This window comes from Pseudomonas sp. HS6 (assembly GCF_023375815.1).
In the GTDB taxonomy this organism is placed as follows: domain Bacteria; phylum Pseudomonadota; class Gammaproteobacteria; order Pseudomonadales; family Pseudomonadaceae; genus Aquipseudomonas.
On record NZ_CP067412.1, the window covers coordinates 4,160,450 to 4,179,132 of the forward strand.

16 protein-coding genes are annotated in these 18,683 nt (G+C 61.3%); 8 read left to right on the forward strand and 8 right to left on the reverse strand.

Annotated features, from left to right (window positions below):
* Positions 1 to 36: 36 nt before the first annotated feature.
* Positions 37 to 1,539 carry an exopolyphosphatase gene (ppx, locus tag JJN09_RS18810; protein WP_249483019.1) on the forward strand — a complete coding sequence of 501 codons (1,503 nt, stop codon included), beginning with the start codon at positions 37 to 39 and terminating at the stop codon, positions 1,537 to 1,539.
* A gap of 265 nt (positions 1,540 to 1,804) precedes the next feature.
* Here ppx and ppk1 read toward each other — a convergent pair whose 3' ends face one another.
* Positions 1,805 to 4,030 carry a polyphosphate kinase 1 gene (gene ppk1 / locus JJN09_RS18815; protein WP_249483020.1) on the reverse strand — a complete coding sequence of 742 codons (2,226 nt, stop codon included), beginning with the start codon at positions 4,028 to 4,030 and terminating at the stop codon, positions 1,805 to 1,807.
* An 18-nt stretch (positions 4,031 to 4,048) separates the two neighbouring features.
* Positions 4,049 to 5,062: a porphobilinogen synthase gene (hemB, locus tag JJN09_RS18820; RefSeq protein ID WP_249483021.1), complete on the reverse strand. Its 1,014-nt coding sequence runs from the start codon at positions 5,060 to 5,062 to the stop codon at positions 4,049 to 4,051.
* A 208-nt stretch (positions 5,063 to 5,270) separates the two neighbouring features.
* Between hemB and JJN09_RS18825 the strand changes: the two genes are divergently transcribed.
* Complete coding sequence (locus JJN09_RS18825) at positions 5,271 to 5,927, forward strand: DedA family protein (RefSeq protein ID WP_179693321.1); 657 nt, start codon at positions 5,271 to 5,273, stop codon at positions 5,925 to 5,927.
* On the opposite strand, the gene JJN09_RS18830 is transcribed toward JJN09_RS18825, so the two are convergent.
* Complete coding sequence (locus JJN09_RS18830) at positions 5,908 to 7,143, reverse strand: sterol desaturase family protein (protein WP_249483022.1); 1,236 nt, start codon at positions 7,141 to 7,143, stop codon at positions 5,908 to 5,910. The genes JJN09_RS18825 and JJN09_RS18830 overlap by 20 nt on opposite strands.
* Positions 7,144 to 7,259: 116 nt before the next feature.
* Between JJN09_RS18830 and elbB the strand changes: the two genes are divergently transcribed.
* Entirely contained in the window at positions 7,260 to 7,928 is a 669-nt protein-coding gene (gene elbB / locus JJN09_RS18835) for an isoprenoid biosynthesis glyoxalase ElbB (RefSeq protein WP_249483023.1), read from the forward strand.
* 48 nt (positions 7,929 to 7,976) lie between these two features.
* Here the strand turns inward: elbB and JJN09_RS18840 are convergent, their stop codons facing one another.
* Both JJN09_RS18840 and JJN09_RS18845 read right to left on the reverse strand, forming a co-directional pair.
* A complete protein-coding gene (locus tag JJN09_RS18840; protein WP_085746828.1) occupies positions 7,977 to 8,432 on the reverse strand; it encodes a YaiI/YqxD family protein in 456 nt (151 codons plus the stop codon).
* A 109-nt stretch (positions 8,433 to 8,541) separates the two neighbouring features.
* The gene (locus tag JJN09_RS18845) at positions 8,542 to 10,437 is read right to left on the reverse strand and encodes an FTR1 family protein (RefSeq protein WP_249483024.1); all 1,896 of its coding nucleotides are present in this window, start codon (positions 10,435 to 10,437) and stop codon (positions 8,542 to 8,544) included.
* Positions 10,438 to 10,613: 176 nt separating this feature from the next.
* On the opposite strand from JJN09_RS18845, the gene JJN09_RS18850 reads away from it, so the two are divergent.
* The 5 genes from JJN09_RS18850 to JJN09_RS18870 all read left to right on the forward strand — a co-directional run bounded on the left by JJN09_RS18850 (position 10,614) and on the right by JJN09_RS18870 (position 15,376).
* Positions 10,614 to 12,014: a COG3014 family protein gene (locus JJN09_RS18850; protein ID WP_249490826.1), complete on the forward strand. Its 1,401-nt coding sequence runs from the start codon at positions 10,614 to 10,616 to the stop codon at positions 12,012 to 12,014.
* Between the two features lie 206 nt (positions 12,015 to 12,220).
* A complete protein-coding gene (locus JJN09_RS18855; RefSeq protein WP_249483025.1) occupies positions 12,221 to 13,615 on the forward strand; it encodes a COG3014 family protein in 1,395 nt (464 codons plus the stop codon).
* Between the two features lie 15 nt (positions 13,616 to 13,630).
* The gene (locus JJN09_RS18860; RefSeq protein WP_249483026.1) at positions 13,631 to 14,005 is read left to right on the forward strand and encodes a YcfL family protein; all 375 of its coding nucleotides are present in this window, start codon (positions 13,631 to 13,633) and stop codon (positions 14,003 to 14,005) included.
* Between the two features lie 36 nt (positions 14,006 to 14,041).
* Positions 14,042 to 14,629 carry a penicillin-binding protein activator LpoB gene (gene lpoB, locus JJN09_RS18865; RefSeq protein ID WP_249483027.1) on the forward strand — a complete coding sequence of 196 codons (588 nt, stop codon included), beginning with the start codon at positions 14,042 to 14,044 and terminating at the stop codon, positions 14,627 to 14,629.
* A 3-nt stretch (positions 14,630 to 14,632) separates the two neighbouring features.
* A complete protein-coding gene (locus JJN09_RS18870) occupies positions 14,633 to 15,376 on the forward strand; it encodes a penicillin-binding protein activator LpoB (protein WP_249483028.1) in 744 nt (247 codons plus the stop codon).
* A 60-nt stretch (positions 15,377 to 15,436) separates the two neighbouring features.
* Here JJN09_RS18870 and JJN09_RS18875 read toward each other — a convergent pair whose 3' ends face one another.
* From JJN09_RS18875 to JJN09_RS18885, 3 genes are all read right to left on the reverse strand, one after another.
* Positions 15,437 to 16,069 (reverse strand): LysE family transporter, encoded by a 633-nt coding sequence (locus JJN09_RS18875; protein ID WP_249483029.1) that lies wholly within the window; start codon positions 16,067 to 16,069, stop codon positions 15,437 to 15,439.
* A 114-nt stretch (positions 16,070 to 16,183) separates the two neighbouring features.
* Positions 16,184 to 16,765, reverse strand: coding sequence for a mechanosensitive ion channel family protein (locus JJN09_RS18880; protein WP_096817368.1), 582 nt, complete (start codon positions 16,763 to 16,765; stop codon positions 16,184 to 16,186).
* Positions 16,765 to 18,675, reverse strand: coding sequence for an ATP-binding cassette domain-containing protein (locus JJN09_RS18885; protein ID WP_249483030.1), 1,911 nt, complete (start codon positions 18,673 to 18,675; stop codon positions 16,765 to 16,767). The genes JJN09_RS18880 and JJN09_RS18885 overlap by 1 nt, the downstream gene beginning before the upstream one ends.
* Between the last annotated feature and the right edge of the window lie 8 nt (positions 18,676 to 18,683).

The following is an 18,683-nucleotide window of genomic DNA, read 5'->3' on the forward strand; positions in this document are numbered from 1 at the left end:
CACGATGTCGAGGTTATCGACCGAGACCCCCAGACCATGCCGCAATCCCAAGCCAAGAATCTGTCCCTGATCGCCGCGATCGACCTGGGCTCCAACAGCTTCCACATGGTCGTGGCCAAGGCCCAGAACGGCGAAATCCGTATTCTCGAACGTCTCGGAGAGAAGGTCCAACTGGCCGCCGGCATCGACGATGAGCGCCATCTCAACGAAGAATCCATGCAACGCGGGCTCGATTGCCTGAAGCGTTTTGCCCAACTGATCAACGGTATGCCGCTGGGCGCCGTGCGGATCGTCGGCACCAACGCTCTGCGTGAGGCGCGCAACCGTGGCGAATTCATCCGCCGCGCCGAAGAAATCCTCGGCCACCCAGTGGAAGTCATCTCCGGCCGTGAAGAAGCGCGACTGATCTACCTCGGTGTGTCCCACACCCTCGCCGACACCCCGGGCAAACGTCTGGTCGCCGACATCGGCGGCGGCAGTACCGAGTTCATCATCGGGCAACGCTTCGAGCCGCTGTTGCGTGAAAGCCTGCAAATGGGCTGCGTGAGTTTCACCCAGCGCTATTTCAAGGACGGCAAGATCACCCCGGCCCGCTACGCCCAGGCCTACACGGCGGCGCGGCTGGAAATCATGAGCATCGAACACGCCCTGCATCGCCTGACCTGGGATGAAGCCATCGGCTCCTCGGGCACCATCCGTGCCATCGGCCTGGCGCTGAAGGCCGGCGGACACGGCACCGGTGAAGTGAACGCTGAAGGCCTGGCGTGGCTCAAGCGTCGCCTGTTCAAGCTCGGCGATGTCGACAAGATCGATTTCGAAGGCATCAAGCCTGACCGCCGGGCGATCTTCCCGGCCGGTCTGGCGATTCTCGAAGCGATTTTCGACGCCCTCGAACTGCAGCGCATGGATCACTGCGAAGGCGCGCTGCGTGAGGGCGTGCTCTACGACCTGCTCGGCCGCCATCATCACGAAGACGTGCGCGAACGCACCCTGACCTCGCTGATGGAGCGCTACCACGTAGACCTGGAACAGGCCGCACGCGTGGAGCGCAAAGCCCTGCATGCTTTCGATCAGATCGCCGAGGACTGGGAACTGGACGACGGCATCTGGCGCGAACTACTGGGCTGGGCGGCGAAAGTGCACGAAGTCGGGCTCGACATCGCGCACTATCACTACCACAAGCACGGCGCCTACCTGATCGAGCACTCGGACCTCGCCGGGTTCTCCCGCGAAGACCAGCAAATGCTCGCCCTGCTGGTGCGCGGCCACCGCCGCAACATCCCCAAGGACAAGTTTGCCGAGTTCGGCGACGACGGCGACAAGCTGATCCGCCTGTGCGTGCTGCTGCGCTTTGCGATCCTGTTCCACCACATTCGCGGCACCCAGACCATGCCGCAGGTGGCGTTGCATGCCAATGGCGACAACCTCGATGTGGAATTCCCGGAGAACTGGCTGGATGAGAATCAGCTGACCCAAGCCGACTTTGGCCTTGAGGCCGAGTGGCTGACGCGGGTGGGGGTTGTTCTGACCGTGCGTTGAGTAACGGGCAGGTGCAAAAAAGGCGATCCTTCGGGATCGCCTTTTTATTGGGTGCTCGGCTGGATTCAGGTGGTGTACTTACATCGATCCCCCTCACCCCAACCCTCTCCCCCAAGGGGGGGCGAGGGGGAAAGGGAGCCGACCTTCATGCTTTTCTAGACCTGAGTTCGACTCGATTTCTCAGGTCGATGTATAGCGCGAGACACCTCGGTCAGTCCCCTCTCCCTCCGGGAGAGGGTTAGGGTGAGGGGGTGCTTTTAAGCGCTTAGCTGCTGACCGGCAAAATCGGGCTACCCAACCGCTCCAGCAACGTCGCCTGCGCACTGCGCGGGTTCTGGTTGCCGGTCGGCGTGTTGCGGATGTAACGACCATCCGACTGCAGGCTCCAGCTGTGGGTGTTGTCGGTCAGGTACAACTCCAGCTCTTTCTTGACCCGGGTCAGCAGCTTCTTGCCTTCCACCGGGAAGCAAGTCTCGACGCGTTTGTCGAGGTTGCGCTCCATCCAGTCGGCGCTGGAGAGGAACATCTGCTCCTCGCCACCGTTGAGGAAGTAGAACACCCGGGTGTGTTCAAGGAAGCGACCGATGATCGAGCGCACGTGAATGTTGTGCGAAACCCCGGCAATGCCCGGACGCAGGCAGCACATGCCGCGCACCACCAGATCGATGCGCACGCCGGACTGGCTGGCCTTGTACAGCGCGCGGATGATCTTCGGATCGGTCAGCGAGTTGAACTTGGCGATGATGTGCGCAGGCTTGCCGTCGAGCGCGAACTGCGTCTCGCGCAGGATCATGTCGAGCATGCCCTTCTTCAGGGTGAACGGCGCGTGCAGCAGTTTCTTCATGCGCAGCGTCTTGCCCATGCCAATCAACTGGCTGAACAGTTTGCCGACGTCTTCGCACAAGGCGTCGTCGGAGGTCAGGAGGCTGTAGTCGGTGTACAGACGGGCGTTGCCGGCGTGGTAGTTACCGGTGCCGAGGTGCGCGTAACGCACGATCTCGCCGGCCTCGCGGCGCAGGATCAGCATCATCTTGGCGTGGGTCTTGAAGCCGACCACGCCGTAGATCACTACCGCACCGGCCGCTTGCAGGCGGCTGGCCAGTTGCAGGTTGGACTCTTCGTCGAAGCGCGCACGCAGCTCGATGACCGCCGTTACTTCCTTGCCGTTACGCGCGGCGTCCACCAGCGCATCGACGATTTCCGAGTTGGCGCCGGAGCGGTACAGGGTCTGGCGCACGGCCAGAACATGCGGGTCTTTGGCGGCCTGGCGAAGCAGGTCGACCACCGGGGTGAACGACTCGAACGGGTGCAGCAGCAGGATGTCCTGCTTGCTGATCACGCTGAAAATGTTCTCGCTGTTTTGCAGCAGTTTCGGGATCTGCGGCGTGAACGGCGTGTATTGCAGCTCCGGATGGCTGTCCAGACCGGTGATGCTGAACAGACGCGTCAGGTTGACCGGACCGTTGACCTGATACAGCTCGGTCTCGCTCAGGTTGAACTGCTTGAGCAGGTAGTCCGACAGGTGTTTCGGGCAGGTGTCGGCGACTTCCAGGCGCACGGCGTCACCGTAACGACGCGAGAACAACTCGCCACGCAGGGCGCGGGCCAGGTCTTCGACGTCTTCGGAATCGAGCGCCAGGTCAGCGTTTCGGGTCAGACGGAACTGGTAGCAGCCTTTTACCTTCATGCCCTGGAACAGGTCATCGGCGTGAGCGTGAATCATCGACGACAGGAACACATAGTTGTCGCCAGGCCCGCCGACTTCTTCCGGCACCTTGATGATCCGTGGCAGCAGGCGCGGCGCCGGGATGATCGCCAGACCGGAGTCACGACCGAAGGCGTCGATGCCTTCGAGCTCGACGATGAAGTTCAGACTCTTGTTCACCAGCAACGGGAACGGGTGCGTCGGGTCGAGGCCGATCGGGGTGATGATCGGCGCGATCTCGTCGCGGAAATAGCGGCGCACCCAGGTCTTGAGCTTGGTCGTCCAGTTGCGCCGGCGGATGAAACGGACCTGATGCTTTTCCAGCTCCGGCAGCAGGATGTCGTTGAGGATCGCGTACTGGCGGTCGACATGGCCGTGCACCAGCTCGCTGATGCGGGCCAGTGCCTGATGCGGTTGCAGGCCGTCGGCGCCGGCCTGTTCACGGGCGAAGGTGATCTGCTTCTTGAGGCCGGCGACGCGGATTTCGAAGAATTCGTCGAGGTTGCTGGAGAAGATCAGCAGGAACTTCAGCCGCTCCAGCAATGGATAGGACTCGTCCAGCGCCTGTTCCAGCACGCGGATGTTGAACTGCAGTTGCGACAATTCCCGGTGGATATACAGGCTGCTGTCATCCAGGCCGGGAATCGCGATCGCCGGGGCCGCCGCAGCGGGTTCAGTGGCCGGCGCGGGTGGCGCAGGCTCCAGTTCCGGCGGGGTTTCGGTAATCTGCTCGACCACGGGTTGAGCTTCTTTTACGGCAACTTCAGTGAGTCCTTCGGTATTCATCGAATGTTCCTGGGAGGGCTATTTCTGCTCTCGTAACAATTGAGCGGCACGGACAGCAAAGTAAGTCAGGATGCCATCAGCGCCGGCACGTTTAAAGGCGGTCAGGGATTCGAGGATCACGCCTTCGCTCAACCAGCCATTCTGGATCGCCGCCATGTGCATGGCGTATTCGCCGCTAACCTGATAGACGAAGGTCGGCACTTTGAAGGCATCTTTTACCCGGAACAAAATATCCAGGTACGGCATGCCGGGCTTGACCATGACCATGTCCGCGCCTTCAGACAAGTCCGCGCCCACTTCGTGCAGCGCTTCGTCGCTGTTGGCCGGGTCCATTTGATAGGAAGCCTTGTTCGCCTTGCCCAGGTTCGCGGCCGACCCCACGGCATCGCGGAACGGGCCGTAATAGGCGCTGGCGTACTTGGCCGAGTAGGCCATGATCCGCACGTTGACGTGACCGGCCAGCTCCAGCGCCTCACGGATCGCCTGGATGCGACCGTCCATCATGTCCGACGGAGCAACCACCTGGGCACCGGCGGCGGCATGAGACAACGCCTGTTTGACCAGTGCATCGACAGTGATGTCGTTCTGCACGTAGCCGTCTTCGTCGAGAATGCCGTCCTGACCGTGAGTGGTGAACGGGTCCAGGGCGACGTCGGTGATCACGCCAAGCTCGGGGAATCGATCACGCAGGGCGCGGGTGGCGCGCTGGGCGATACCTTCGGGATTCCACGCTTCGGCGGCATCGAGGGATTTGAGTTCAGGTGGCGTGACCGGGAACAGCGCCAGCGCCGGAATCCCCAACTCGACCCATTTGGCGGCTTCTTCAAGCAGCAGGTCGATGGTCAGGCGCTCGACACCCGGCATCGAGGCCACGGCTTCGCGGCGGTTTTCACCGTCGAGCACGAACACCGGCAGGATCAGGTCATCGACCGTCAACACGTTCTCACGCACCAGCCGCCGGGAAAAATCATCTCGGCGATTGCGACGCAGGCGGGTAGCAGGGAACAGACGGTTGGCTGGGGTAAAGCTCACGGCAGACTCCTGAGCCCGCGCAAACGGGCGAGCGTGACAGTTATAGATGGCCATTATGACCAACGTATTACAGTTATGTGCACCCCTGTGGCAGGTAGTCGCATTCCATTGTCGTTGTAGGAAATGTTCACGTCGAGACACATTTCGACACTTTCCTGAATGTGTCTGAAGGGTTAGGCTGCGCGTTCATTTCGCCAGCACCCAGACAATGCTCCAACAATTTCTGCATGACTTCGGCTACTTTGCCCTGTTTCTCGGCACGTTCTTCGAAGGCGAAACCATCCTGGTGCTCGCGGGCTTCCTCGCGTTCCGTGGATACATGGACATCAATCTGGTGGTGGTCGTGGCGTTCTTCGGCAGCTATGCCGGCGATCAGCTGTGGTACTTCCTGGGCCGCAAGCATGGGCGCAAGTTGCTGGCGCGCAAACCGCGCTGGCAAATGATGGGCGACCGCGCGCTGGAGCACATCCGCAAGCACCCGGACATCTGGGTCCTGAGCTTCCGCTTCGTTTACGGCCTGCGCACGGTGATGCCGGTGGCGATCGGCCTGTCGGGCTACCCGCCGGGACGCTATCTGCTGCTGAACGGGATTGGCGCAGCGATCTGGGCCACTGCCTTGGCTGCGGCGGCATACCACTTCGGCGCGGTCCTGGAAGGCATGCTCGGCAGCATCAAGAAATATGAGCTGTGGGTACTCGGCGCACTGCTGGTGCTGGGCGTCGGCCTTTGGCTGCGCCGCCGGTTCAAGAATGCCCGGCTGGCGAAAAAGGTCTACGAGGACGAACAGGCCGAGCAACTGGCCAAAGCCGAACGGCATAAAGCCGAACTGGCCAAGGCTGCCGACCCTAAGACGCCAGCCGAGTAAACCGCTGGCGACAGCAATACAGCCCGATGCCGCTGAGCAGGCAGTAACTGAGCAGGCCGACCCACACTTGCGGGCCGGCCGGCCATAGCCCGACCTGCAGCGCCAGCCACACCAGCGGCAGGTTCGCCGCCAACCGCAGCAGTTCCAGCCTCAGCGCCCACGGGCGATTCTCCAGGGCCACGCCCAATACAAACAAACCGAATGCCACCGCACTCCAGCCCAGAACCAGGGCGCCGGTCGACAGGCTGCGTTCCAGATTCATCAGATAACTGCCCAGCGCCACGTAAACACCGAATTGCAGCACCACGTACCACTGCTGTCGGGCACCCAGCGGCACTTCGAATTTGCGGAACCGGCTCAGGTCCGGCTTGCTCATCGGGTATTTCGCCGCCACGTCCGCTGGACGCCACCCCGTGCGCATGAACCAGATCCGCAGCTTGTCCCATTTGCTCTCGGCACGGCGCGCGTCGTCCCACAGCTGCGCGTAAAACTGCATATTGGCCCACAGCGGATTCCAGCTCGCCAGCGGCGTGGTCACGCCGAAAATTACCGGTTCGTTGTCGTCCTCTTCCTGGAACGAACCGAACAGACGATCCCAAATAATGAACACCCCGCCGTAGTTGCGATCCATGTAGAGAGCGTTCTGTGCATGGTGGGCCCGATGATTGGACGGCGTAACGAAGTACCACTCGAACCAGCCGAGTTTGGGAATGTGTTTGGTGTGAACCCAGAACTGGTACAGCAGATTCAACGCCGCGACACTGACAAACACCAGCAGCGGTACGCCGAGCACGGCCATCGGCAGGTAGAAGATCCAGCCCAGCAGAAACCCGGTGCTGGTCTGACGCAAGGCGGTGGAAAGGTTGTAGTCCTCACTCTGGTGATGCACCGAATGAGCGGCCCAGAGAATGTTCCGCTCATGGCCCATGCGGTGCAGCCAGTAGTAGCAGAAGTCATAGAAGACAAAGGCAAACACCCAGACCCAGATGCTGTCCGCAGGCAACCTGAGCAGCGCCAGATGTTCCAGGGCAAACGCATAGGTCACCAAACCCACAGCCTTGGTCAACAGGCCGGTAGTGGTCGACAGCACCCCGGTGCTGATGCTGTTCACCGCATCGGCCAGACGATAGTTGCTCACCCCGCGCCAACGGTCGGCGATGAGTTCGGCCACGATCAATACGAAGAAAAACGGCACCGCATACAGAATGAAGTTCATGACGCGCCCTGATCGAGATCCGTGTGCATAGATCCTAGGTGTAGCCGCGACTAGACCCTATGGCAACGAACGACAAATTAGTGGACATTTAGCGCCATGAATCTGGAGAGAAACCCATGAGCAAAAAAGTTGCAGTGATCCTGTCCGGTTGCGGCGTGTACGACGGCGCCGAGATCCACGAAAGCGTCATCACCCTGTTGCGCCTCGACCAGCGTGGCGCCCAGGTGCAGTGCTTCGCCCCGGACGTCGCGCAATTGCATGTGATCAATCACCTCACCGGCAAAGAAATGCCCGAGTCGCGCAACGTGCTGGTGGAGTCGGCACGCATCGCCCGGGGCAACGTCAAGGACGTCCGTGAAGCCGATGTCGATGACTTTGACGCGCTGATCGTGCCTGGCGGTTTTGGCGCAGCGAAGAACCTGTCGAACTTTGCCGTCGAAGGCGCGGGCTGCTGCGTACAGCCAGACGTACTGGCGCTGACCGAGGCTTTTGCCGAAGCGGGTAAACCGGTGGGCCTGATGTGCATTTCGCCGGCGCTGGCCGCCAAGATCTACGGCCCGGGCGTGACCTGCACCATCGGCAACGATGCCGACACCGCCACGGCGATCGGCAAGATGGGCGCCACCCACGAAGACTGCGCCGTGACCGACATCATCGAAGACAAGGCGCGCAAACTGGTGACCACCCCGGCTTACATGCTGGCGCAATCGATCAGTGAAGCGGCTTCGGGGATCAACAAGTTAGTGGATCGCGTGCTTGAACTGACCCACGAAAACGACGCCTGATTGGCGACTGTGATCGTTCCCACGTAGAGCGTGGGAACGATCAAAGACTCAGGATTGACGCGCCAGCCGCGTCAGGATCCGGTCCAGCGCATTGGCGAACGCCTGTTTCTCCCGGTCGCCGAACGGCGCCGGGCCGCCACTGACCTGGCCCTGCTCACGCAGATCGGTGAACAAATTGCGTGTCGCCAGCCGCTCCCCCATGTTCTGCGCGTCGAACTCCTTGCCTCGCGGGTCCAGCGCTGCAACGCCCTTCTTCACCAGCCGGTCGGCCAGCGGGATGTCGCTGCAGATCACCAGTTCGCCCGGCACCGCATGTTCCACCAGATAATCATCCGCCGCATCGGGGCCGCTCGGCACCACGATCAGCTTGACGATGGCCAGCGCCGGTTTGCTTTGCGGCTGCCCCGCCACCAGCACCACCTCGAAGCGGCGTTTGAGGGCGAACTTCACCACCAACTCCTTGGCCATCTTCGGGCAGGCGTCGGCATCGATCCATACGCGCATCATTATTTCCTCAATCCAAAAACATCGCGGGCAAGCCATGCTCGCACAAGGTTATACACAATCCCTGTGGGAGCGGGCTTGCCCGCGAAGTGAGCGCAGCGAATGCTGTTTAAGCAGTCACCCGGCGCTTTTCCGCCACCCAACTGCGGCCATACAGCACGATGATCGCCGCAATCGCCACGACCTGTGCGGTCAGCGAGTAGGCGTCAGCATGAATCCCCAGCCACTCGAAATCGAAGAACGCCACCGGACGCGTGCCGAAGATCCCGGCTTCCTGCAATGCCTTCACACCATGACCGGCAAACACCACCGACAACGCGCACAGCAGCGCTGCGTTGATGCTGAAGAACAGCGTCAGCGGCAGTTTCGCCGAGCCGCGCAGGATCACCCACGCCAGACCGAACAGCAGCACCAGCGCTGTCGCGCCGCCCGCCAACACCGCGTTGTGCCCGGCAGGGCCGGCCTGCAACCACAGGGTTTCGTAAAACAGGATCACTTCGAACAGCTCGCGATACACCGAGAAGAACGCCAGGATCGCGAAGCCGAACCGGCCACCGCCGCCAACCAGACTCTGCTTGATGTAGTCCTGCCAGGCCGCTGCGTGGCGACGGTCGTGCATCCACACCCCGAGCCACAACACCATGACACTGGCGAACAGCGCTGTGGCGCCTTCCAGCAATTCCCGCTGGGAGCCACTGACATCGATCACGTACGCCGCCAGCGCCCAGGTCCCGAGACCGGCCAGCAGCGCCAGACCCCAGCCGACGTTGACGCTGCGCACCGCCGATTGCTGGCCGGTATTGCGCAGGAACGCGAGGATCGCTGCCAGCACCAGAATCGCTTCCAGGCCTTCGCGCAGCAGAATCAGCAGTCCGGAGATGTAGCTCAGCGACCAGCTCAGTCCGTCACTGCCCAGCAGGCCGGCAGATTCCTTGAGTTTGACCTTGGCCGCGTCGAGACGCTGCTCGACCTGCTCGACCGACAAGCCGTCCTGCAGCGATTGCCGGTAGGCCATCAGGGATTTTTCGGTGTCCTTGCGCACGTTGGCGTCGACGTTATCCAGCGAGCTTTCGACCAGTTCGAAGCCTTCCAGATACGCGGCAACGGACAAGTCATAAGCCTGATCACGCTCGCCGGCGCGGTAAGCCGCAAGACTCTTGTCCAGCGTCGCGGCGGTATAGTCGAGCAACTGCGCCGGGCCTCGCTTGACCTGCGGCGGTTGCGCCCGTTGAGCACGGAAGATCGCAGCGGTTTCAGGGCCTTCGGATGCCTGCACTTCGGCCGGCGTCTGACGGGCCAGGTCGGCGATGTTGTAAGTCTTGTCGGTTTTGGCCGTGGCCGGATCGGCACTGAACTGGGCGATGTAGGTCGCCAGATCCCAGCGCTGACGATCGTCCAGTTGATCGGCGAACGCCGGCATGTCGGTGCCTTCGACGCCCTGGCCGAGGGTGCTGTAGATCGCGTACAGGCTCAGGTGATCCATCCGCACAGCATCGCGTAGATTGGCCGGCGCCGGCGTCATGCCGAGACCCGCCGGGCCGTCGCCCGCACCGGTTTCACCGTGGCAAACGGAGCAATGTTGAGCGTAGAGCGGCGCGCCACGGGTCGGATCCGGGGTGATGATCGGCGCCTGGCTGACTTCATAGGCCACCGCCAGTTTCGCCCCCAGTTGCCGGGCCTGACGGGCGACGTCCGCGCCATCCTGCTTCGCGGTGATGGCGGCGAACAGCGCTTCGACGCCCTGCTCCAGCGCAGCCTTCTCCGGTTTGGCCGGCATGCCGGCAATCAGCCCTTGCAACGCCTGAGTGAATTCCAGTTGTTCACGGTATTCGGCATCGTCGATGACCTTGCCTGCCTCCACCGTTGGCGGGTAATCGGCACTGATGTAATCGAGCAGGTGCAGCGCTTGCGGCGCGCCTTCCACGGTATCGGCCAGCAGATTGAAGCTGCTCAGGGCAAACAACGGGAACACCAGCCAGGCCAGAAATCGGGACGAGGCAGTCATGAAGGGGTCTCAATTGGAAATGCGAAGTAACACATTGTTCACGTCGATGAAGCCTGACTCAAGCTTTCTCGTTGGCCGCACCCGGATTACGCACATTGTGCTGCAGCACATAGCCATCACTCGCCTCTATACTGCGTCGCCTCTCGCCCCTTTCGATTAAGGAAGATCTCGTGGTCATGCGCCATTGCCTGCTGTTTCCCTTGCTGTTGAGTGCGCTCCTGCAACTGAGCGGTTGCGGGGCCTACCGCAATTACGACCTGGAACTGGAACAGACAACCGATCAGTTGAAAGCAGGCAACACCGACGGTGCGCTGGCCCTGATCGAGGCGCATAACCCGGATGAAGAAAAAGACCTGCTGTATTACTTCGAGAAAGGTGCGGTACTCAGCGCTGCCGGCGAGTTGCCACAGAGTCAGGTCGCCTGGCGCAGTGCCGAGCAGATGGTGATCCAGCGCCAAGACGTTATTGAAACCACTGGCGACAAGTTGCTGGCCGCCCTGGGCAATCAATGGGGCAGCATCATCAACGACAAGATTCGTCGCTACGATGGCTACGACTATGAAAAGGTCATGCTGACCACACAAATGGCCCTGAATCAGTTGGCCGTGAATGACTTCGACGGCGCCCGTGCGGACATCAAGAAAACCCACGAACGCGAAACACTGATCGCCCGGCAACGGGAGCTGGAATACGAACGTGTCGAAGAAGCCGCCAAGGCCCGGGGCGCCCGTGTGCATTACAAGGACTTGCAAGGTTACCCGGTGGTCATGCTGGACTCGCCGGCAGTCATTGCCCTGAAGAACGGCTATCAAAGTGCGTTCAGCCACTATCTGGCCGGCTTCACTTATGAAGCCCTGGGTGAAAAGGATCTGGCGGCACCGGGTTATCGTCAGGCCATAGAACTGCGCCCTGACATGCCGTTCTTCCAACAGGCATTGCGTGACCTCGACAGCCCCGGGCTCAAGGCCGGTGAAAGCGACGTGCTGATCATCGTGCAAAGCGGGCTGGCACCGGCACGCAGTTCGGTGCGCGTGCCGTATCCGGTGAAGCTTGAGGACGGCCAGGTGATCGTCGCCAATGTATCGTTTCCGGTGATGGTGCCCGACACCTCCACCCAGCCTTTCAATCAGATCAGCCTCGACGGCCGCCAAAAGAAGCTGATCACGGTCAACAACATCACCGACATGTCTTTGCGCACCCTGCGTGACGACATGCCCGGGATCATTCAGCGCACCACGTATCGCGCGTTCCTGGCGGCAGACGTCCAAGGTACTGATAACCGGCGTAATCCCGCCAAGGCGTCCTACGTGACTCATTACGATGGATTCGAGCACGCAGACACCCGTACCTGGCGCACCCTGCCCAACCTCACTCAAGTACTGCGCCTGCGTCTGAAGAAAGGCGAACACTTGATCAGCCTGCCAACGGCACCCGGTGTCGCACCGCTGAAAGTCTGCATCGATCAGGATCGCCAGATCATCGGCCTGCGCGCCTTGGGCGACAGAATCTATGCCAACGGCAGTGCTTTCCAGGCCTCCGTTTCACCGGAAAGCCGCGTAGTATCAGGCCTGAAATAAGTAATGGCATCTAACTAACCAGTGCAATTAAAAAGCTATTACATAGCCAGCATCGCCCGCTTATAATGCCGCGCCCTCGTTATTGCGATGCGGCATTAAAGCTCCTCTGTTTATGAGGAATTGGCAGGAGGCCAACGCCACTGCCGATCGGTCCCAGCAGCCCGACCCGCACCCGAGGCTGTCGCTACTCATGGAAGAAGTACCCCATGGCATTCCGCGCTCCCACTCTGATCGCGCTTGGCGCAGTCACTCTGCTGTCCGGCTGTTCGGCGTTTCGCAACTACGACTCCGAACTGGCCCAGACCAACCAGCAACTGGCCACCGGCAACGTTGACGCCGCCCTGACCCTGCTGGAAAAGAACAACACCGGCCCGGACAAAGACCTGCTCTATTACTTCGAGAAAGGTGAACTGCTGCGCGCCAAGGGCGACCTGTCCGGCAGCCAGAACGCCTGGACCAGCGCCGACCAGGTGGTCGGCAAGTGGGAAGACTCGGTCAAGCTCGACACCGACAAATACCTGGCCCAGTTCGGCAGCTTCCTGGTCAATGACAAGGTCCGTCGCTACGAAGGCTATGACTACGAAAAAGTCATGCTGACCACGCAGATGGCCCTGAACCTGCTGGCGGTCAACGACTTCGATGGCGCCCGCACCGCGATCAAGAAAACTCACGAACGTGAAGCCGTGATCGCTGACCTGCGTGACAAGGAATACCTCAAGAGCGAAGAGGAAGCCGAGAAGGAAGGCATCAAGACTCAGTACAAGGACCTGCAAGGCTACCCGGTCGCCAGCCTCGACGCCCCGGAAGTGGTCGGTCTGAAGAACAGCTACCAGAGTGCGTTCAGCCATTACCTGGCCGGTTTCGTCTACGAAGCCCTGGATGAAAAAGACCTGGCTGCACCGGGTTATCGCAAAGCGGCAGAGCTGCGCCCGAACACGCCGCTGTTGGAGCAGGCACTGGTCAACCTCGACAAGCCGGTCAAGAGCGATGACAGCGACATCCTGATCGTGGTGCAAAGCGGTCTGGCACCAGCCCGGGATTCGATCCGTGTGCCACTGCCGCTGCCGATCTCCAACAGCGTGGTGATCACCCCGCTGTCGTTCCCGATCATCAAGCCTGATACCTCGACCGCGCCGTTCGCGCAGATCGGTGTCGACGGCCAGCAACTGAACCTGACCGCCCTCAACAGCACCACTGCCATGTCCCGCCGCGCCCTGCGCGATGACATGCCGGGGATCATCCTGCGCACCATGGTGCGTGCGATCACCAAAGGCGTGGCGCAGAAGAAGATCAATGAAACCAACCCGCTGGCGGGCCTGGCCGTCGGTATCTCTTCAGCTGTGCTCGAAGGTGCCGATACCCGTACGTGGCGTACCTTGCCGGACACCACCCAGGTGGTGCGTCTGCGCCTGAAAAAGGGTGAGCATCAGGTTACCCTGCCGAGCGCTGTGGGCGGTTCGGTGGTCAAGGTCACCGTCGATCAGCGTTATCAGGTGATCACCCTGCGCGCCGTGGGCAACCAGGTGTTTGCTGCCGGGCTCGCCGCTCACGTTATCCCGAGCGCCAATGCCACTGCTGTGGCCAGCCTCAAACAACCTTAAGAACGGAGTCTTTGCATGCGTTTCAAACTCTTCGCCGTCGCCGCCCTCGCCCTGCTGGCGAGCGGCTGCGCCACCCCGCCACCACCGGAGCCGGGCAGCGCCGCGAGCAAGGTCGTGGCCATGGGCCCGCAGAAACACATCGCGGTCGGCGCCATGCGCGTTGCCCGCGAGAACGGTTTCATGACCGTCAATGTGCAGTTGACCAACACCCTCAACAGCAACAAGACGTTCTACTACCGCTTCGCCTGGCTCGGCCCGGAAGGCTTTCCGATTGCCGAAGAAGAAGTCTGGAAGAGCCAGATGATGTACGGCGCCCAGACCAGCTTCATTCAGGGCGTTGCACCGACGCCGAAAGCCGTGGATTTCCGTCTCGAACTCAAGACGCCTTAAGCCCGACACCCTATTCCCGATTCAGAGAGCATTCCCATGTTTGCACGCTTTTCCTTCATCGCCGTCCTCGCCCTGCTGGCCTCCGGTTGCGCCAACACTTCGCCGACCCTGGGCAGCAAGAACATCAGCTACGGCGACACCAAGGCCGTTGAAACCGTGACCAACGAGTTCGGTTCGACCGACCTGCAGATGATCGCCGAGTCGATGACCCGCTCCCTGGCCCAGTCCGGCATTCTGCAGGGTCGTCCTGTGGTGCAGGTCTACGACGTGAAGAACAAGACCAGCGAATACATCGACACCCGCGAAATCACCACCAGCATCAAGACTCAGCTGATGAAGTCCGGCACCGCCCGCTTCGCCAGCGACAACACCGCGATGCAGAGCCAGGTCGACCAGCTCAAGCTGCAAAACCAGAGCGGCCTGTACAAGAAGAACACCGTGGCCAAGACCGGCAACATGATCGCCGCCAAATACCGTCTTGAAGGCTCGATCAGCTCGATCGTCAAGCGCAGCAGCGACTACAAGGACGTCTTCTACAAATTCAGCCTGCAACTGATCGACGTTGAAAGCGGTCTGGCCGAGTGGATGGACGAGAAAGAGATCCGCAAAACCACGGAGCGTTAATCGATGCGCGCATGGATTGGCATGATGGCCCTGGCTTGCGCGTTCAGCGCGCAAGCGGCCCCGAAAGTCGCGGTAACGGATCTGGCGTATCAGGAACGTGTGGAGCAATACATCCATATCGTTTCGTCGAAGAGCAATTACCGCGAGGGTTACTACAGCTCCAGCGGTTCTTCGAGCTACAACGAATTCGAAGCCAACACCAGTTACATCGAGCAGGCCGAGCTGCGCAAATTCACCGGCGACATCAAGGGTGAAATCCTGCGCACCGGCATGTTCCAGTTGATCCAGGGCACGCCGTACACCGCTTCGTCCAAGGGTGACATCTACGATGTGATCAAGCGGATCAAGGCCGGCAACTTCAAGGGCGCCGACTACGTGCTGTTCGGCACGGTGTCTGACATCGACTTCACCCAGGACATGAACGAGCTGGCGAACACCGACAGCTATTCAGCCGTACTGGGCCTGACGCTGGTGGCGGATTTCAGCCTGATCAACACCAAGACCTACGAAATCACCTCGGCCTTCACGGCGATGGGTGAAGCGCAGGACACCAAACTGGTGAACCACCGCGACATCAAGATCTCACTCAACCGCCCACGGGTGGTGCGTGATGTCTCGAAAGCGCTGGGCGAAGACGTCGCCGGACAGCTGAGCATGCAGCTCGGCGGTAGCGGCTACGAGCAACCGCGTGAACCGCAACAGCGCAACAATCTGCCGCGTGATACGGCGCCGGTGATTCTGCACTGACCGACTGCCGGAAACGAAAAAGGCGACCTGAAAAGGTCGCCTTTTTTATGCCTGCCCGTTTCAGGCGGCAGCTTTGCGCAACGTCGCCATGAACGCCGCCGCGCCGATGAACAGCCCGGCAAACGTGCGGTTCATGCGCTTCTGCTGGGTCGGAGTGCGCAGCAGACGCAGCACTTTCGACGCCAGACCGGTGTAGCCGGCCATGACGATCAGGTCGACGCAGATCATGGTCACGCCGATCACCACGTACTGGATCAGCAGCGGTGCGTGAGGATTGATGAACTGCGGCAGCACCGCCAGCATGAACACCAGGGCCTTGGGGTTGCTGATGTTGACCAGGAAGCCACGGAACACCAGCGCCATCGGCCGACCGATCGGGCGTACCGTCGCGTCATCGCTCATGTCCATCGGCAATGCGCGCCATTGCTTGATCGCCAGATAAACCAGGTACGCGACACCGAACCATTTGATCGCATGGAACGCGGTGGCCGAAGCGGTGAGGATGGCGCCGACACCAGCACCGACGATGGCAATCTGCAGGGCCAGACCCAGTTGCAGGCCCAGGGCGTTCCAGTAACCGCGCCAGAAACCGTATTGCAGACCGCTGGACATCGACGCAATCGCGCCGGCACCAGGAGAAAGGCTGATCACCCAGCAGGCGGCAAAAAACGCCAGCCATGTTTGAAGCTCCATCGCACACCTCGACTCAGACTCGTGACAAACGTCCAAGCTAATGCGATTCAGGCTGGATGACTACCGATTTTTTTCAGGATGTTGCGGCTGCCGACCAACGTGGCCGGCGCCCGATCACTTTTCAAAACCACTGGAAGGGAACACATCCGACCCGCGCCAGCGTCGCACGGAGCGTTGGAAGAACAAACTGTTTGGCACCTGCACCATGGCGCTGCCGGTGCCGAGTTCTTCGGCTTCGATCAGCGTGGTGTAGAGCAGATTGATCGCCACCACCCGGCCTTTGACGCCGGGTTTGTCGGTGGTGTCCACCAGTTCCACCACATCGCCGAGACGGAACGGGCCGACGGTGAAGATCAGAATCGCGCAGAGCAGGTTCGACAGCACGCTCCACATGGCGAAGAACGCCACCGCCGCAACTGCGACGAAACCGGACAACGCCGTCCACAGCACCGTGGCAGAAACCCCGAGGCGCTCCAGCACGAAGATCAGTGCGCTGCCCATGATCAGCCAGCGCAAGCCGCCGCGCAGCGGCATCAGCAACTGCGGCGGGAACGGATACTTCTCGCCCAGGCGGGTCAGGAATCGGGCGACGACACGCTGGGCGAAGTAACCGGCCAGCAGGATCAGCAGAATCTGCACACCGAGCCAGATCGGTTCGATCCACACCGCCGGCAGCGGCAGCTTGAACGCGTCCATCAGGACAGCGCCTCCAGCTCCGACTGCATGCTTTCCAGGGTTTCCAGCGCTTGCATCCACGCCTCTTCAAGCTCGCCTTCGCGCACTTTCAGCTTGGCCTGTTCGGCCAGCAGGTCGCGCAATTCGTTCTTGCGTGCCGGCTCGTAAATGTCGCTGTCACCGAGGCTGGCATCGACCTTGGCGAGTTTTTCGTGCAGCTTGCCCAGCTCGGCTTCGAGCTTGTCGGCTTCGCGCTTGTGCGGCGCCAGTTGCTGACGCAACGCAGCCGCAGCCTGACGCTGGGCCTTCTTGTCGGTCTTGTCCGGGTTGACCGGCGTGTTGCTGACCGGGGCGTTGCGCTGGCGGTATTCCACCAGCCAACGTGCATAGTCTTCGAGGTCGCCATCGAACTCTTCGACCTTGCCGTCCGCGACCAGGTAGAAGTTGTCGGTGGTGCTCTTGAGCAGGTGCCGATCGTGGGAAACCACCAGTACCGCGCCGCTGAATTCCTGCAGCGCCATGGTCAGCGCCAGGCGCATTTCCAGGTCGAGGTGGTTGGTCGGTTCGTCGAGCAGCAACAGGTTCGGCCGTTCCCAGGCGATCAACGCCAGGGCCAGACGGGCTTTTTCACCACCGGAGAAATTCAGTACCGGCTCGTCGAGTCGCGCACCACGGAAGTCGAAACCACCGAGGAAGTCGCGCAACGTCTGCTCGCGCTCGGTCGGTGCCAGACGCTGCAAGTGCAGCAACGGGCTGGCCTTGGCGTCCAGCGAGTCGAGCTGATGCTGGGCGAAGTAGCCGACCACGGTGTTCTCGCCACGGGTCAGGCGTCCGGCCAGCGGTTCGAGTTCGCCGGCGAGGTTCTTGATCAGCGTCGACTTGCCTGCACCGTTAGGGCCGAGCAAGCCGATCCGCGCGCCAGGGGTCAGTTGCAGCTTGACCTTCTCCAGCACGGTTCTGTCGCCGTAACCCAGGTTCGCATCGGACAGGTCGATCAGCGTGCTGGAAATCTTGGTCGATTCACGGAACACGAAGTCGAACGGCGAATCGACGTGGGCCGCCGACAGCTCGTCCATCCGCTCCAGCGCCTTGATCCGGCTCTGGGCCTGACGGGCCTTGGTGGCCTGGGCCTTGAACCGGGCAATGTAGCTTTCCATGTGCGCGCGCTGCGCCTGCTGCTTCTCGTAGGCCTGTTGCTGCTGGGCCAGACGTTCGGCACGGGCGCGTTCGAACGCGGTGTAGCCGCCACGGTAGAGCGTCAGCTTGCGCTGATCGACGTGGGCCACATGATCGACGACTTCATCGAGGAAATCCCGGTCGTGGGAAATCAGCAACAACGTGCCGGGGTAACTTTTCAGCCACTCTTCGAGCCAGATTATGGCATCGAGGTCCAAGTGGTTGGTCGGTTCGTCGAGCAGCAGCAGGTCCGATGGGCACATCAAAGCCTGCGCAAGGTTCAGACGCATCCGCCAGCCACCGGAGAAATCTCCTACCTGACGATCCATCTGCTCATTGGTGAAACCGAGACCGGCCAGCAACTTGCGCGCTCGCGCATCGGCGGTGTAGCCGTCGGCGCTGTCGAGTTCGATGTGCAGGCGGGCCAGCGCGGTGCCGTCGTGGGCCTCTTCGGCTGCCGCGAGCTCACGCTGCACTTCGCGCAGGCGCAGGTCGCCGTCGAGCACATAGTCGACCGCCAGGCGTTCGAGCGTGTCGACTTCCTGGCGCATGTGGGCGATACGCCAGTCGGCCGGCAGCAGGCAGTCGCCCGAGTCCGGGTGCAACTCACCGCGCAGCAAGGCGAACAGGCTGGATTTGCCGGCGCCGTTGGCACCGATGAGGCCGGCTTTGTGGCCGGCGTGCAGGGTCAGCTCGGCGTCTTCTAGCAGACGTTGCGGGCCACGCTGTAAAGTCAGGTTCTGAAGTCGGATCATAATGGCGG